Annotated in this window: 13 protein-coding genes; 9 read left to right on the top strand and 4 right to left on the bottom strand. The window is 70.9% G+C overall.

The window, feature by feature from the left end:
- The first annotated feature begins 498 nt into the window (after positions 1–498).
- The 7 genes from ACFV0T_RS37290 (at position 499) to ACFV0T_RS37320 (ending at position 6,911) form a co-directional block, all read left to right on the top strand.
- Entirely contained in the window at positions 499–2,034 is a 1,536-nt protein-coding gene (locus tag ACFV0T_RS37290; RefSeq protein ID WP_385789226.1) for an ATP-binding protein, read from the top strand.
- Positions 2,031–2,438, top strand: coding sequence for a roadblock/LC7 domain-containing protein (locus ACFV0T_RS37295; RefSeq protein ID WP_385789228.1), 408 nt, complete (start codon positions 2,031–2,033; stop codon positions 2,436–2,438). The genes ACFV0T_RS37290 and ACFV0T_RS37295 overlap by 4 nt, the downstream gene beginning before the upstream one ends.
- Positions 2,435–2,782 carry a DUF742 domain-containing protein gene (locus ACFV0T_RS37300; RefSeq protein ID WP_385789230.1) on the top strand — a complete coding sequence of 116 codons (348 nt, stop codon included), beginning with the start codon at positions 2,435–2,437 and terminating at the stop codon, positions 2,780–2,782. Before ACFV0T_RS37295 ends, ACFV0T_RS37300 begins: the two co-directional genes overlap by 4 nt.
- 13 nt (positions 2,783–2,795) lie before the next feature.
- On the top strand, positions 2,796–3,389 hold the full coding sequence (locus ACFV0T_RS37305) for an ATP/GTP-binding protein (protein ID WP_385789253.1): 594 nt from the start codon (positions 2,796–2,798) through the stop codon (positions 3,387–3,389).
- The gene (locus ACFV0T_RS37310; protein ID WP_385789232.1) at positions 3,386–4,609 is read left to right on the top strand and encodes a cytochrome P450; all 1,224 of its coding nucleotides are present in this window, start codon (positions 3,386–3,388) and stop codon (positions 4,607–4,609) included. Before ACFV0T_RS37305 ends, ACFV0T_RS37310 begins: the two co-directional genes overlap by 4 nt.
- Positions 4,606–5,832, top strand: coding sequence for a cytochrome P450 (locus tag ACFV0T_RS37315; RefSeq protein WP_385789234.1), 1,227 nt, complete (start codon positions 4,606–4,608; stop codon positions 5,830–5,832). Before ACFV0T_RS37310 ends, ACFV0T_RS37315 begins: the two co-directional genes overlap by 4 nt.
- Before the next feature lie 296 nt (positions 5,833–6,128).
- Positions 6,129–6,911, top strand: coding sequence for a class I SAM-dependent methyltransferase (locus ACFV0T_RS37320; RefSeq protein WP_385789236.1), 783 nt, complete (start codon positions 6,129–6,131; stop codon positions 6,909–6,911).
- Positions 6,912–7,008: 97 nt separating this feature from the next.
- On the opposite strand, the gene ACFV0T_RS37325 is transcribed toward ACFV0T_RS37320, so the two are convergent.
- The 4 genes from ACFV0T_RS37325 to ACFV0T_RS37340 form a co-directional block, all read right to left on the bottom strand.
- Positions 7,009–9,888 carry an FAD-binding and (Fe-S)-binding domain-containing protein gene (locus ACFV0T_RS37325; protein ID WP_385789238.1) on the bottom strand — a complete coding sequence of 960 codons (2,880 nt, stop codon included), beginning with the start codon at positions 9,886–9,888 and terminating at the stop codon, positions 7,009–7,011.
- 167 nt (positions 9,889–10,055) lie between these two features.
- Entirely contained in the window at positions 10,056–11,222 is a 1,167-nt protein-coding gene (locus ACFV0T_RS37330) for an anhydro-N-acetylmuramic acid kinase (protein WP_385789240.1), read from the bottom strand.
- Between the two features lie 185 nt (positions 11,223–11,407).
- Positions 11,408–12,958: a sodium:solute symporter gene (locus ACFV0T_RS37335; RefSeq protein WP_385789242.1), complete on the bottom strand. Its 1,551-nt coding sequence runs from the start codon at positions 12,956–12,958 to the stop codon at positions 11,408–11,410.
- A gap of 136 nt (positions 12,959–13,094) precedes the next feature.
- Positions 13,095–14,075: an N-acetylglucosamine kinase gene (locus tag ACFV0T_RS37340; RefSeq protein WP_385789244.1), complete on the bottom strand. Its 981-nt coding sequence runs from the start codon at positions 14,073–14,075 to the stop codon at positions 13,095–13,097.
- A 201-nt stretch (positions 14,076–14,276) separates the two neighbouring features.
- Between ACFV0T_RS37340 and ACFV0T_RS37345 the strand changes: the two genes are divergently transcribed.
- Both ACFV0T_RS37345 and murQ read left to right on the top strand, forming a co-directional pair.
- Positions 14,277–15,221 carry a MurR/RpiR family transcriptional regulator gene (locus ACFV0T_RS37345; RefSeq protein WP_385789246.1) on the top strand — a complete coding sequence of 315 codons (945 nt, stop codon included), beginning with the start codon at positions 14,277–14,279 and terminating at the stop codon, positions 15,219–15,221.
- Between the two features lie 35 nt (positions 15,222–15,256).
- The gene (murQ, locus tag ACFV0T_RS37350) at positions 15,257–16,153 is read left to right on the top strand and encodes an N-acetylmuramic acid 6-phosphate etherase (protein ID WP_385789248.1); all 897 of its coding nucleotides are present in this window, start codon (positions 15,257–15,259) and stop codon (positions 16,151–16,153) included.
- The last annotated feature ends 330 nt before the right edge of the window (positions 16,154–16,483 follow it).

The raw sequence follows: 16,483 nt of genomic DNA on the forward strand, positions 1-16,483 counted from the left end.
GCCGGTGTGATACCCGGCCCATCCGGGTCGAGCGAGCCAGGACGTGGTTCGAGGTCGCTTCCTTCTGCTCCCACGCGGCAGGCGACGTCTGCGGGGCGAGACCGACCTCGGCCCTCGCCGCCGATGTCCCACAGACCCAGGAAGAGACCGGGCCCTCGATCGCCGACCGCCGCACCCGAGGGCGCCGGTGCTCGTCCCTGGCGACTGCTTCGAGAAGTGGGCGTCGGCGAGGCAGCCCGGACAGCTCCCCTTGTCGGTGAGCGGCGCTGTCGAAGTCACCCAGCGCCGTCCACGAAGCGTGCGACACACCTCATGTCCGACTCGTCACCACCGTCTGCTCGCGGGGTGGCCGGCCGTGCACGCGAGACCCTCTCACCTTGATCGCAAACTCTCGTATAGTGACGCCTTGTTGATCGACACCCGTGGTTTTCCGCACGTAATTTTCCCCAGAACGACACGAGGGCCGCAATACGACGTGGCCAGTCGAGGAACCGATTGATGACCGCGCCCGCCGCCCACGGCGACCGCCCCACCCTCCGATCCCTGCTCCCCGTCTTCCTTGCCACCGCGGCCGCCTCGGCTCTCGTCGTCGCCTGGGCCGTCGCCGCGGCGCCGTCCTCCGTACGCGGCCCGCTCGGCTGGTGCGCGGGCATTTCCGCGCTGCTGCTGTGCGCGTCGGTGACGGTCGCCGCGTACGGACTGCGGGCCGCACGGGCCGACCGTGCCGCGCACCGCATCACGGCAGCCGAGGCACAGCGCGCCGTCGAAGAGGGAGTGCGTTCGGCTGAGCGGTGGCGGCAGGAGAAGCAGGACCTCGGTGACGCCGCCGCGGCCGAGCGTGACCGGCTCGTGCAGGCGGGCGAGGCCGAGCGGGCGCGGCTGGCCGACGAGGTGCGGCGACTGTCCGCGCAGCTCGAGCAAGCCGCCGGCGAGCGGGCCGCGGCACTCTCCGCGACCGCGAACGCGGCGGCTCGTATGCAGGCGCTGGCCACCGGCACCCTCGCCGACCTGCGGGCGATGGAAGAACGGCACAGCGACGAGGAGGTCCTGGCCGACCTGCTCCACCTGGACCACCGCACGGCGCAGGCGGGTCGTCTCGCGGACTCGGTCGCGGTCCTCACGGGCGCGCGCTCCGGGCGTCGGTGGGCGCGTCCTATCCGTATGGAGTCCATCCTGCGCGGCGCCATGGGCCGTATCGGCGGTTACCAGCGCATCCGGCTGCACTCCGTGAGCGACAGCGCTGTCGCGGGACACGCCGCCGAGGGAGTCATGCACGCTCTGGCGGAACTCCTGGACAACGCGGCCAACTTCTCGCCGCCCAACGCCGAGGTCCATGTCTACGTCGAAGAGGTTCCCGCGGGTGCCATCGTCTCCGTGGAGGACAGCGGGCTCGTCATGGGCGATGTCCAGCTGCGCCGGGCGGAACAGGCCGTGTCCGGCGGTGCGACCGGACTGGGCGGGCTCACCGGTACCCGGCTGGGTCTTGCCGTGGTCGGCCGCCTGGCGCGCAAGTACGGGCTGAAGGTGTCGTTCCGTCCCTCCGCGCGCGGCGGCACCGGTGTGCTGGTGCTCATCCCACAGGACATCCTCACCACCGCCGCGCCCGAGCCGCGTTCCACCTCGCCGGCGCAGCCTCAGCCGGCCGCCCCGTCGGTACGGCAACCTCCGGCCGACACCGTGTCCGCCACGCCTGCCACCGGCCGCGACGCTACGGATGAGGAGGCGCCGGACGGACCCTCCGGCCTGCCCAGACGACGCCGGGGCCGTACGCTCGCCGCCGCGGAGCAGGCTCGCTCGGTACCCCGGGACACCGAACATCGGACGGAGCCCGCCGCGGGTGACATCCGTACCAGGGCCGACCGCTTCGGCGCCTTCCGTCAGGCCGTACGCACCACTCCCGGAGAGACCTCCGGCCACCACCCACTGCCGCCGACTCCTCAGCAGGCGCAGGCCGCACGGTCTGCATCGTCCGAGACGGCACCCGATATCTCGTCCCGCTCCCCCAGACACCCGGAAGGCGACACCACCTCATGACCGGCACGACCACCGTCGACGAGAAGCTCACCTGGCTCATCGAAGGACTCCTGGAGCGCACTCCGGGTGCCCGCCACGCACTGGTGCTCTCCCGCGACGGGCTGAAGCTCTGCCGCACGAAGGAGTTGACGGTCGACCAGGCAGACCACCTGGCCGCCATCGCCTCCGGAATCCAGGCGCTGGCGCACGGCGCCTCGGTGGAGTTCGGCGACGGCAGCGGCGGCGTGCGCTCGTCGATGACCGAGTTCTACGGCGGAACCCTCTTCATCGTCGAGGCCGGCGAGGGCGCCCACCTTGCCGTGGTGACCACCGAGGAAGCCGACGCCGGGCTGATCGGACACAACATGAGCGAGCTGGTGGAGCAGCTCGGCGAGCACCTGACGGCCCCGCCTCGCACCGCATGAGCCGCCCCGGCAGGGACGACGCCCCCGACCGCCTCTACACCCTCACCGGCGGACGCAGCAGACCCGGACCGGACAGCCCCTTCGATCTGGTCACGCTGGTGGTGGCCGAGTGCGAGCCGTCGGCCGGCATGCAGTCGGAGCACGCCACGATCCTGCGGATCACGCAAGCCCCCACCGCCGTGGTGGAGGTCGCCGCGGAACTCGGCCTGCCGGTGAGCATCACCAAGATTCTGCTGTCCGACCTTCTCGCGACAGGCCGCGTCAGCGCACGCCATCCCCGCGGATCGGCCCTTCCCGACCCCGACCTCCTGGAGCAGGTGCTCGTTGGACTCCGCAATATCTGACGTGCGCACCCCCCTGGGTGCCACCGCCGACAACGGTCTGAAGATCGTCATCGTGGGCGGTTTCGGCGTCGGCAAGACGACCATGGTCCGTTCGGTGAGCGAGATCCGCCCCCTCAACACCGAGGAGACGATGACCCGGGCCGGCGAGACGGTGGACGACATCAGCGAGGTGCGCGGGAAGAGCGCCACCACCGTCGCCTTCGACTTCGGCCGCATCACACTCGACGCGCGCAACATCCTCTACCTGTTCGGCGCACCGGGCCAGGAACGCTTCTGGTTCCTGTGGGACCGGCTGTTCTCCGGCACCCTCGGCGCGGTCGTCCTCGTCGACACCCGCCGCATCGACGACTCCTGGTACGCGATCGACCGCCTCGAACGTCACGGGACACCGTTCATCGTCGCCTGCAACGACTTCGGCGACGTCCGCCACACCCACGCCGACGTCCGTGCGGCCCTCGACCTCGATCCGCACGTGCCGCTGGTCGACTGTGACGCCCGCTCACGCGAGTCCAGCAAGCAGGTGCTCATCACCCTGGTCCGACACATCAAGAACCGTTACGCCGGGCAGACGGCCCGCGCTGTCGCCTCCCCACGGGAGTTCGCGTGACCACCGACGCCGTTCCGCTCAGCGGTCCCCGTTTCCAGACCGAACCCGCCCTGCTGTACAGGGAGATGCGCCGCGACCACGGCGCCGTCACACCGGTGCTGCTGGACGGCGGCGTACCGGCATGGCTCGTACTCGGCTACCGCGAACTGCACCAGGTGACCGGCGACCCGGTCCTCTTCAGTCGCGATTCGGACCTGTGGAACCAGTGGGACTCCATTCCCGGCGACTGGCCCCTGCTGCCCATGATCGGCCGCAAGCAGCCCTCCATCCTGTACACCGTGGGCGAGCGGCACCGCGAGCGCGCCGCCATGATCAGCAACGCTCTGGAAGGGACCGACCCGTACGAACTGCGCGGCCACGCCGAACGGTTCGCCGACGAACTCATCGACTCCGTCTCCCCGCTGGGTCGAGCCGACCTCATCGGCCAGTACGCCATGCTGCTGCCGGTACGCGTCCTGGCCCAGTTGTACGGGTTCTCCGACGAGGACGGCCCCGGGCTGGTCACCGCGCTCAACGACATGATCGACGGCCGGGAGCGGGCCCTCGCGGGTCAGTCCCATCTGGCCGCGTCCATGGCGGAGTTGCTGGCCGGACGCCGGGCCGAACCCGCCCACGACGTCGTCTCGCGCATGCTGGCCGACGACAGTGGGTTCTCCGACGAGGAGATCGCCCAGGACCTCATGGTGATGATGGCCGCCGGGCACCAGCCCACCGCCGACTGGATCGGCAACTCCCTGCGTCTGATGCTCACCGACGACCGCTTCGCCGCCTCCCTGTTCGGCGGCCGCCACAGCGTCGCCGAGGCCATGAACGAAGTCCTCTGGGAGGACACGCCCACCCAGAACGTCGCCGGCCGCTGGGCCTCACGCGACACCCACCTCGGCGGCCACCACATCCGGGCAGGAGACCTGCTGCTCCTGGGCCTGCAGGCCGCCAACTCCGACCCGCAGGTACGCACCGACGGCTCCGCCCTCACCGGCGGCAACAGCGCGCACTTCTCGTTCGGTCACGGCGAGCACCGCTGTCCCTTCCCGGCTCAGGAAGTCGCCGAGGTCATCGCCCGGACGGGTATCGAAGTGGTCCTCGACCGGCTGCCCGACATCGATCTGGCGATTCCCGCCGAATCCCTGACCCGTCGCCCCTCGCCCTGGCTGCGCGGACTGACCGAGCTGCCCGTGCATTTCACACCCACCCCCGCCCTGGGAGGAAACCGAGCATGACGACCGGCACCGAAGCATCACGGATCGCACTCGACCCGTTCGTCAACGACCTGGACGGCGAGAGCGCGAAGCTACGCGCCGCGGGCCCCCTGGTCGCGGTCGAACTGCCCGGAAACGTTCCCGTGTGGGCCGTCACCCACCATGCCGAGGCCAAGGCACTGCTGACTGATCCGCGCCTGGTCAAGGACATCAACGTGTGGGGTGCCTGGCAGCGCGGAGAGATCCCGCAGGACTGGCCGCTGATCGGACTGGCCAACCCGGGCCGTTCCATGCTGACCGTGGACGGCGCCGACCACCGCCGGATGCGCACACTCGTCGCCCAGGCACTCACCCCACGCCGAGTGGAGGCCATGCGCGCCCGCATCGCCGAGCTGACCGAGCAGCTGCTGGACCGACTGCCCGCGGACGCTGACGTCGTCGACCTGAAGGCAGCCTTCGCCTATCCGCTGCCGATGTACGTCGTGGCAGATCTCATGGGCATCGACGAATCCCGACTTCCCCGGCTGAAGGTCCTGTTCGAGAAGTTCTTCTCGACTCAGACCCCGCCCGAGGAGGTCATCGCCACCCTCGTCGAACTCGCCGGCATCATGGCCGAGACGGTAGCGGCGAAACGCGCGGAACCCGGGGACGACCTGACGAGCGCGCTCGTCCTCGCCTCCGAGAACGGCGACCAGCTCACCGACGAGGAAATCGTCTCCACCCTGCAGTTGATGGTCGCCGCCGGCCACGAGACCACCATCTCTCTCATCGTCAACGCGGTCGTCAACCTCTCCACCCACCCCGATCAGAAGGCCATGGTCCTGTCAGGCACGGTGGACTGGTCGGCGGTGGTCGAGGAGACGCTGCGCTGGTCGACGCCGACCTCGCACGTGCTGATCCGCTTCGCGACCGAGGACGTCCCCGTCGGCGACAAGGTCATCCCGGCAGGAGACGCGCTCATCGTGTCCTACGGGGCGCTGGGCCGAGACGAACAGGCACACGGTCCCACCGCCGGAGACTTCGACGTGACCCGCGACACGCGTACCCGCCACATCTCCTTCGGCCACGGCCCCCACGTATGCCCAGGAGCAGCGCTCTCCCGCCTCGAGGCCGGCGTGGCGCTGCCCGCCCTGTACGCCCGCTTCCCGCAGCTGGACCTGGCAGTGCCCGCGTCGGCGCTGCGGAACAAGCCGGTCGTGACCCAGAACGACCTCTTCGAACTGCCGGTACGGCTGACCGCCTGACATCCCGTCCCACTCCCTGTCCGGGCTTCGGCGCGATGAGCCCACCGCGCCGAGGCCCGGAACCATCTCGAACCGGGCCGCGACGCGTCCGCGGGACGACCTCGAAGTGCCCACAGGTTCCCAAGTGGCCGGCAACGGCAGGCCATTGCGGCTCCCGCCGCGCATCCGCCGCTCACCCGAGGTCGCGCACCAGCCGGAGGGACTTCCCAGGTGAGCGCGAGGTTCGTAGTCGGGTGGCCGTCGACATCCTGGTGAGGCGGGGTGGTCGACCGCCGGCAGCACCGATACGGTGAGGCGTGGACAGGGACGAACGGCTGCTTCACGCCTCGTCGTTCGGCGCGGCGGCGGTGGCGTACGACGAGCACCGTCCGGACTACGCGCAGGCCGCGGTGCGCTGGGCGCTCGGGCCCGCGCCCGGCCCGCGCGTGCTCGACCTCGGCGCAGGAACCGGCAAGCTCACCGCCACTCTGGTCGCGCTGGGTGCCGAAGTCACCGCGGTCGAACCCGACCCGGCGATGCTGACCGAGCTGCGCCGCTCGCTGCCGAGTGTCCGTGCCCTGCCGGGCAGCGCCGAGGCGATACCGCTCCCGGACGCGTCCGTCGATGCCGTGCTGGCCGGCAACGCCATGCACTGGTTCGACATGGCCGTCGCAGGACCCGAGATCGCCAGGGTCCTCGCACCCCGTGGTGTGCTGGCCGGCCTGTGGAACGTCATGGACGACCGGGTCGAGTGGGTCGCCGCGCTCGCACGGGTCGGCGGGAGCGCGGCCGTCGGCCCGCGTGACACACCCACCAGTTGGCGCGCGGAGACGGCCGGCGCGCACCTTCCGAAGGAGACCGGCGTGGCCGGCCGGTTCGGCTCGCCGGAACAGGCCGAGTTCCCGCACGGGCAGCGCCGCACCGCCGACTCTCTCGTGGCGACCCTCGCGACGCGCGCGGGGGTGCTGGTCATGCCGGCACAGGAGCGAGTAGCCACACTGGGCCGGATCCGCGCATTCCTCGCGAGGAGACCGGAGACCGCCCTCGGCGAGTTCACTCTCCCGATGCTGACCGGAGTGCTGCGCGTCCGGCGGCTGTGAGGTGGCGCGACCGACCCGAGGGTCGGCCGACGCCGGACCAGGTGGGTGACGGCCCGGTTCAGGCTGTCGTAGGCAGGGCACCGGGCAGCGCCTGCAGTCAGCGTGTGGCTTCTTCGAGCAGTTCCAGGATGTGCCGGTACGGCCTGCCCGTGGCCCGGGTCATGCCCATCTCGCAGGTGCGGTTGCACGAGGCGTAGGCGTCGTGCTCACGTTCCGTCACCTCCGCGGCCTGGGCGGCGGTGGCACCGGCGGTGATCTCGGGATGGAGCAGTCCCCTGTCTCCGGCGAAGGCGCAGCAGCTCCAGCTGTCGGGCACCATGACGTCGGTGGACACCGCGTCCGCGAGTGCCCGCAGCGCGCCGTTGATGTCCAGGTGCACGGTGGAACACGTGGGATGCAGCGCCATGGAGTCCAGTCGGCGTGGCTCCGGCAACGCCGGGAGGAGATGTTCGACGGCGAACTCCACGCTGTCGACGATGCGCAGACCCTGATAGCGCCCACGTTCCTCCGGTGGCAACGCGCCGGTGAGCTGCTCCAGTCCGTGCGTGCAGGAGGAGGCGTCACAGACCACCGGCAGCCTGCCGTGGCCGGTCGCCTCCCAGAGGACCTCCAGGGTGCGTTCGGCCATGGCCCGGTGGCCGTCGGTGAAGCCCTTGGACTGCCACGGAGTACCGCAGCACAGCCCGTCCAGTCCCGCGGGGACGGTGACCGGGACGCCCGCCCGTTCGCACAGAGCCAGGAACGCTCCGGCGGCTCCACGTGGACGGTCATCTCCCGCTTGCTCGCCCTCCGGGGCGAACACGGTCCCGATGCACGCCGCGAAGAACACCGCCCGCGCTTGCTCAGGCTCACGGGCGGCGGGGCGCGGCTCGCCGCTGCGCGGCACGTCCTTGGTCCAGGCCGGCACCAGTTCGGACGCGCCGAGACGGCGCATGGCCCCGGTGGCAGCGCGCGTCACAGGGGTGGGCATGGCGTGGGCGGCGGTGAGCCCGAGCCGAACGCCCTTGAGGGCGGTCCCCCAGTGGTTGGCGGTCGCCTTGCCGACGGACTGGGCGAGGGTGCCGTGCCGTTCGCTGCGCAGTCGCTTCATCACCGCGCCGGTGTCGATGACCACGGGGCAGGCGGTGACACACAGACTGTCGGCGGCGCAGCTGTCCACGGCCGCGTAGGTGTAGTCGGCTTCGAGCTCCTGACGGCGCTTCTCGTCGCCGCTCGCGACGGCAAGGGCGATCTCCCGTTGCAGGACGATGCGTTGGCGCGGTGTGGTGGTGGTGTCGGCGGTGGGGCAGACCGGCTCGCAGTACCCGCACTCGACGCAGCGGTCGAGCTCGGGGTCGACGGGGGGAACGGCCTTGAGGTGCCGCAGGTGAGCGGTCGGGTCGTCGTCCAGGACGACCCCGGGGTTGAGGACGCCCGACGGGTCGCAGAGCTGTTTGACCTCGCGCATCACGCCGTACAGCTCGTCGCCGTACTGGCGCCGGACGTAGGGAGCCATGACGCGGCCGGTGCCGTGCTCGGCCTTGAGTGTGCCGCCCGCGTCGAGGACCAGGTCGACCATGTCGTCGGTGAAGCGGGCGTAGCGGTCGATCTCGGCGGCGGAGTCGAAGTCCTGGGTGAGCATGAAGTGCACGTTGCCGTCGCGGGCGTGGCCGAAGATGACCGTGTTCTCGTATCCGTGCCGGTCGAAGAGGCCGATGAGACCTTCGCAGGTCTCGGTGAGCCGCGGCATCGGTACCGCGACGTCCTCCAGGAGCGCCGTGGTGCCGGCCGGGCGCGCGGCGGCGACCGCGGTGTAGAGACCCTTGCGCAGGTGCCACAGTCGCGCACGGGCCTTCGGGTCGCGGGTGAGTCGTCCGCCACCGGCGACCGGGATCCGGGACAGGGCCGGGCGCGCGGCTTCCACCACCGACTCCAGTTGCTCGGCGGAGTCCTCGGCGAATTCGACCAGGAGCGCTGCGTGTCGCTCGACCCGCAGGCCGCGCAGCTCCTCGTCCGCGTCGGCGTCGAGCTGCGCCACGCGCAGGGCGGCCGCGTCGAGCAGTTCGGCGGTGCGGGCACCTGCCGCGAGCAGTGCCGGCAGCGCGTCCGTGGCCTCGGCCAGGCTCGCCAGTACAAGCAGTCCGGTGGCGGCGTGCGGGAGGACCGGGACGGTACGGAACACGGCCTCGGACACGAAGCCCAGGGTGCCTTCGCTGCCGATCATGAGATGGGCCAGCACGTCGACCGGACGGGTGTGGTCGAGGAAGGAGTTGAGCGCGTAGCCCATGGTGTTCTTCATGGAGAACTGGTGCTCGATGATGGCTCGGGACTGCGCCGAGCCACGGACCCGGTCGCGCAACCGGACCAGCCCGGCGTGGAGTTCGGGCTCGCGGGCGAGCAGAAGGTCGTCCGCGTCCTTGGCCCCGGAGTCGACGACGGTGCCGGAGGGCAGGACGAACTGCAGCGACTCCAGCGTGCGATAGGTGTTGTCCTGGGTCCCGCAGTTCATGCCGCTGGAGTTGTTGGCCACCACCCCGCCGATGGTGCAGGCGGACTCGCTCGCGGGGTCGGGGCCGAGTCGGCGGCCGTAGCGCGCGAGCCGGGCGTTCACCTGGCGGACGGTCGTCCCGGGCTTGACCCGGATGCGCAGACCGTCGTCGAGTACCTCGGCGCCGCGCCAGTGGGTGCGCACATCGACCAGGACGCCGTCGCCGCCGGCCTGCCCCGAGAGGCTGGTGCCGCCGGAGCGCAAGGTCAGCGGAAGGCCCGCGGTACGTGCGGCGGCCATCAGCGCCCCCACCTCGGTGGCGGACGCCGCGCGTACGACGGCTTGCGGGTCGAGGAGATAGTGGGACGCGTCGTGCGCCGCGGCGGCCCGCTGGGGCACACCGGTGCGCACTCTGGCGGGGTCGCTGACACAGCCACGCAGCAGCTCAGCCAGGTCGGTCGCGCGGTTGCCGTCGGCGGGCGGCGGAGGGATCACGGCTGAGGGGCTCATGGGTCCTTCGAAACAACTCGGGGCGGTCCGGGGACCACCGGCAGGCTGGAGAAACAGGCGAGGGTGCGGCATCGCGGCATCGCGCGGGTCCGTCCCGGCGAAGGGGCGGCATCGCGCGGGTCCGTCCGGGCGGCGCTGTCCGGCTCGCGGCCCGCCCGGACAGGGGTCTAGCCGACGACCCGCAGAGTTCGCGGCTGAGTCGCCGCCACGGGCAGCTGCAGTGGCCCGCGGCCCGGAGTGATGCTGCCGAGTACCGAGGAGTGGCGGGCACCGGTGCACGAGGGCACCACGCCCGGCAGTCCGTGGGCTGTCAGGAACCCCAGGACGGCGAAGGCCAGGGCTTCCTTGGCGGTGGACGACACACCGAGGTCGTCACTGACCAAGAGTCGCACGCCGGGCAGTTCTTCGCCGATCATCGCGGTCATCACGGGATTGCGGACGCCGCCGCCGGACATGACGAGTTCGGTGACGCCGAGGGCACGGCAGGCGTCCGCGACGGTCACGGCGGTGAGCCGGGTGAGCGTGGCCAGGACGTCGTTCTGGTCCGGTACGGGTTCAGCCGCCAGGGCGTCCAGCAGATACGGCAGGTGGAACAGCTCCTTGCCGGTGCTCTTGGGTGCCGCTCTGCGGTAGTACGGGTCGCTCAGCAGCCGGGCCAGCAGGCCGGGATGCACCCGGCCCGAGGCGGCGCCCCTGCCGTCCTCGTCGTAGTCGCGCTCCCCGTCGGTGAAGTGCCGTACGGCGGCGTCCACCAGCGCGTTGGCGGGGCCGGTGTCGAAGGCGGTCGGATCGGCGTCGGGCGCGACCACTGTCACATTGGCGATGCCGCCCAGGTTGAGCGCCGCGGGGACGCCGTCCCGGCCTCGCAGCAGCAGGGCGTCGACCATGCTGACCAGGGGCGCGCCCTGGCCGCCGGCGGCGACGTCCCGGCTGCGCAGGTCGAAGACGACGGGCAGTCCGGTGGCCTCGGCGATCCAGGCGGGCTGGCCGATCTGGAGTGTCCCGCGCACCACACCGTTCTCGACCCAGTGGTGCATGGTCTGGCCGTGCGACACCACCAGGTCGGCGCTGCCGGAGCACAGCTCTTCCACGCCACGAACCGCGGCGTCCGCGAAGGCCTGGCCGAGGGCGGTGTCCAGGCGGCAGACGTCCTCCATGGTGGTGGCCGCCGGAGGCAACGCGGCACCGATCCTGCTTCGTACGTCGTCGCGGTACGGGAGGCTCAACGCGCCGAGGGGGCGCATCACCAGCGTGTCGCCCTCAAAGGTCAGGTCGGCTGCCGCGGCTTCGATGGCGTCGTAGGAGGTGCCGGACATCAGGCCGATCACGCGCACGATGCCTCCCTGTCGCCGTGCAGCGAGTGGCCCGCGGGAGCTGCGGCGGTGCCGCGCACGGGTCCGGGCAGGGGAACGCGAATCATGGATCCTCCAGGTCGTGTGGAAGGTGCGGAGGGCGGTTGCGGTGCAGGTGCTGCACCGCAACCGCCTCGGCTCAGGGCCGGTGTGAGCGCCGCTGTGTGTCAGGCCACCGTCACGGTGTCCTGCTCGGCCTCGTCGCGCACCAGCGCGGGCTTCGGGGCCGGCGCCTGGTGGAACAGGCTCATCACGCTTCCCACCACCAGGGTGATGATGACGCCCAGCGGGACCAGCCACTGCGCCGCGATGGCTGTGGGCACCGTGGCCCCGGCCACGGTGACGTCGATCTTGACGCTGCGCACCACATAGGTCATCACGCCGATGGTGACCAGGAAGGCGACCACGGCATCGATCTCGTTCGAGCGCTTGACGAGACGGCCGAGGAGGAACGCGCCGAGCAGTGCGCCGTAGGTGTATCCGGCGATGGTCAGGCCGGTGACGTAGACGTTGCCGGTGCTGGTGCTGAAGGCACAGGCGAAGATCGCCATCAGTACGGCCCACACCAGCGTCATCACGCGGGCCAGCTTCAGCAGCGTCTCGTCGGAGGGAGCCCGCTTGAAGAAGCTGTGGATGATGTCCGAGACGGTGGAGTTGGACATCGAATTCAGTGCGGACGACAGCGAGCCCATCGCCGCGCCGAGGATGCCGGCCACCAGCAGGCCCGAGACTCCCACGGGCAGGTCGTGGAGGATGAAGTTCGGGTACAGGTTGTCCGCGCTCTGCAGGCCCATGTCCGCGAAGGTCTTCTGGCTGTTGTAGCTCCACAGCAGCGCGCCCACGAGGGAGAACGCGGCGAACTGGATGGCGACGAAGATACCGGAGCCGATCATGGCCTTCTGGCTGTCACGCAGGCTGTTGGTGGCCAGGATGCGCTGGACGATCAGCTGGTCGGAGCCGTGGCTGGCCATCGCGAAGATCGCACCGCCGATGATCGCCGTGGGCAGGGCGAACGAGCTGGTCATGATGTGAGCCAGGTCGAAGTCGGTGTCGAACAGCTTGAACCGGCCGGCGTGCAGGGCGTCGGAGAAGCCGCCGCCGCCGACGTGTCCGCTGAGGACCACGATCGCCAGGATCGCACCGCCGATGTACAGGACCATCTGGATGGCGTCGGTCCAGATGACCGCCTTGATGCCGCCCATGTAGGTGTAGAGGACGGTGATCAGGGTCAGCACGATGATGATGATCTTGAAGTTGGTGTGCACGCCGAGCTCGTCGAGCAGGAGCTTGATCGGGATCGCCGAGGCGAACAGGCGCACCCCCTCGGCGAGCAGCCGCGTGAAGACGAAGGTGATCGAGGCAAGGCCCTGCAGCTTCAGACCGAAGCGGTCACCGAGGTACTGGTAGGCGCTGACGAAGCCACCTCGCTTGTACAGGGGGATGAGCACCGTGGCGACGATCACGCGGCCGACGATGTAGCCGAAGGCCAGCTCGACGTTGCCGAAGCCGCCGCCGGTGTAGGCGGCGCCGGGCACGCTGATGACCGTGAGCACGCTGGTCTCGGTGGCCACGACCGAGAAACAGACGGTCCACCAGGGCATCTTGCCTTCGCCGACGAAGTATTCCTTCGCCGACTTCTGCCGCCCTGACAGGCGCAGACCGATCCAGGCGATCGCGATGAGATACGCGACGATCACCACGAGGTCCAGGTGACGCACGGGCTCGCTCCTTTGCGAGGGGCCGGTGCGTTCACACCGGCTGTGAGAGGCCGATGCCGGAGCATCAGCAGGGGGACTGTTAGCGGAGTAGGTCGGTGTCCCGCCCTGCCTCAGGGCCGGACGGGGGATGTGGCGATCACCGCGGTGGGGCCGCCGGGATCGTCGTGTGATGTCTGATACGCGTGATAAAGGACTCGTGAGGCAAGTCACTGCTGAGGGCGAGCCGTCGCGCCCCGTCGAGCGGATCACCGAGCGGCGCCTGCAGGGTCAAGGACAGGCCGGACTCGGCGATCACGGCGCGGAGCGGATCCAGCAGTGGACCGCCGACCCCGGCGAGTCCGCCGGTGATGGCGACCGGGACCGGGCCGGATGCCCCGATCTGCCGCGCGGCGGCGATCACCGCCTCCCCCAGCGCGGCCGCGGCCGCCCCCATGATCTCGGCGGCGACCCGGTCTCCGGCAGCGGCCGTGCGGCCGACCACGGGAGCGAAGGACGCGGCGGTCCGGGCGGGGTTGTTCTCCTCGGTCAGAACGAGCGGCAGCCGGCCGAGTTCGCCGAACATGTCGATCGCCGCCTGATGCAGCGCGGTGTCCGCTCCCCGGCCGTCAAAGGCGCGCAGCGCGGCGCGCAGTCCGGCGAGGCCGATCCACGCGCCGCTTCCCTCGTCGCCCAGCCAGGGGCCCCACCCGTCGACCCGGGCAAGCACTCCCCCGTCACCGACCCCGACGGCGACCGCCCCGGTCCCCGCGGCGAGCACGACACCGGTGCCGGCGCCCAGGGCGCCCGCATGCGCGGTGATCGCGTCACTGGTGACGGCGACCTCGTCGGTGGGCAGCCGGTCCAGCAGACGATCGGCCAGAGCGCGGGCGGCGTCGGGGGCGGCGGCGGCACCCGCCGCCCCCACGCACACGGCGTCCAGACGGCCGATCTCCGCGTCTTCGAGCAGCGATGCGGCGGCGGCGACGACCGCGACCGCCGCCGATGTCACACCGTCGGGGACGGCGAGTCCGGGGGCCCCGGGGACCTCGCGCACGAGTCGGGGTTCGTCGGCGTGGCCGGTCCAGATCGTGGCACGGCAGCCAGTCTTACCCAGGTCCACAGCCAGCACAGCCGTCATACGAGCGCTCTCCTTTCGAAGACGGGGAGCGGACCGCTTCGGATTCACCGCACGGTCCGCTGAAGGTCGTCCAATGTGCAGCGAGTATCGGAAGGTCGACCTCCACATGTCAATAAGTTACGGAAGATCATTTGTTCCGTAGCTTTTTGACCTAACCCTGGACCGTGGCTACGCTGGCGCCCACCCACTCAGGAGGACCCCATGGCGCACCCGGTCAATCGGCAGGACGCGGCCGAGCCGGCACCGGAACCGGCCGCCGACATCCTGGTGCGCATCCGCGGGGCCCTGCCGTCGCTGGCGCCGTCCGAACGACGCGTGGGCGAGACGGTCCTGGCCGACCCGGCCGAAGCCGCGAGCCTGTCGATCGGCGCCCTCGGCGACCGTGCGGAGACCTCCGGCGCCACGGTGATGCGGTTCTGCCGAGCCATCGGACTGGCGAAGTACGCCCAGCTGCGCCTGGCCCTGGCAAGCGCGGCCGCACGCGAAGACGCGCTCGGCGGAGACCGTCCGTCCCCGAGCACGGACATCAGCGCCACCGACTCGCTCGCCCAGATCACCGAAAAGATCATCTACAACGAGGTCCGCGCCCTGCAGGAGACCGGCAACGGCATCGACATCGAAGCACTGGGCCGGGCCATCGACGCGGTCAGTCAAGCCCGCCGGGTGGACATCTTCGGCGTCGGAGCCAGCGGCTTCGTGGGCCAGGACCTGCACCAGAAGCTGCACCGCATCGGCCTCATGGCATTCATCTGGACCGACATGCACGCCGCCCTGACCGCGGCCGCGCTGCTCGGGCCCGGCGACGTGGCGATAGCCATCTCCCACTCCGGGAGCACCCAGGACACCATCGAGCCTTTGAGGGACGCGGCCGAGCGCGGTGCGAGCACCATCGCCCTCACCAACTACGCACGCTCCCCCCTCGCCCAGAGCGCCGATGTGGTCCTCACCACCAGCGTCCGGGAGACTCCGTTCCGCTCCGGCGCCACCGTCAGCCGCATCGCGCAACTCGCGCTCATCGACTGCCTCTTCGTCGGAGTGGCGCAACGCTCCTACGACGACGTGGCCACCGCCCTCCAGAACACCTACGGCGCGATCCACCGACGCACCCGGCAGCCGGCTCCCCGCCGGTCGCCCGCCGACAGCTGACGCGCTCTGCCCCCACACGAAAGGAAGCCCGCACCGTGGACCTCAGTGCGCTCGGCACCGAAACCCGCAACGACCGGACGGCCGAACTGGACCGCATGCCGGTCGCCGAACTGCTCGACGTCATGAACGCCGAAGACCAGTCGGTCGCTCTCGCCGTACGCGCCGCCCTCCCCCAGATCGGCGCCGCGGTCGAGCTGATCGCCGACTCACTGCGCCAGGACGGCCGGCTCATCTACCTCGGCGCGGGAACCAGCGGCAGGATCGGCCTGCTGGACGCCGTCGAGTGCCCGCCCACCTTCGGCACCTCCCCCGACCAGGTGATCGCCCTGCTCGCCGGCGGCCCGAACGCCTTCGTCGTCGCGGTCGAGGGCGCGGAGGACGACCCTCAGGGTGGCGTCACCGAACTGGAAGGCGTCAAGCTCACAGCGCGCGACACCGTGGTCGGGCTGGCCGCCAGCGGCAGAACCCCCTACGTGGTCGGAGGCCTCGACTACGCCCGCTCGGTCGGAGCCAGCACCGTGTCGGTGGCCTGCAACGCGGACGCCGTGATCAGCCGGCACGCCGACGTGGCCATCGAGGTGGTCACCGGTCCCGAGGTGCTGACCGGCTCCACCCGCCTCAAGGGGGGCAGCGCCCAGAAGATGGTCTGCAACATGCTCTCCACCGCCGCCATGGTGCGCATCGGCAAGGCCTACCGCAACCTGATGGTCGACGTCCGCCCGAGCAACGACAAGCTCGTCGAGCGAGCCCGGCAGATGGTGGCGGAGGCGGCGAACACCGATCTGGAGACGGCGACCCGTGCCCTTGAGATCACCGGCGGCCACGCCAAGACCGCGATCGTGATGCTGCTGGCGAGCTGCGGCCACGACGAGGCCAAGGCCCGGCTGGAGCGGTCCGGCGGCGACGTGCGCACCGCCGTCACCCCGGGCTGACCCGTCGAGGCGGTACCGAGGCCGTCCCCCAGGGGACGGCCGCCGTGCCAGGACTCCGGACCGACACCCGCGTCGGTCCTGGGGCCCTGACCGACACCCGCGTCGGTCCTGGGGCCCTGACCGACACCTGCGCCGGCCCTGGGCCGTGACCGGCGCACGAGCGTTCCACTGACGGCCCCCGCTCTTCTTCCCGCTGATCCCGGTGCCTCATCCTCCCGGGCTCGCCCTGCTCCCCGGCGCCGCCGAGCACCGGCATGCCGACCGGGGCGACCGGCATCGAGGCGGCGTCCGGCTCCCTGCCGCCGCGGAGGGTGGTCGCGGTGCAGGTCC

It is taken from the genome of Streptomyces sp. NPDC059582 (assembly GCF_042735715.1).
Taxonomy (GTDB): Bacteria; Actinomycetota; Actinomycetes; order Streptomycetales; family Streptomycetaceae; genus Streptomyces.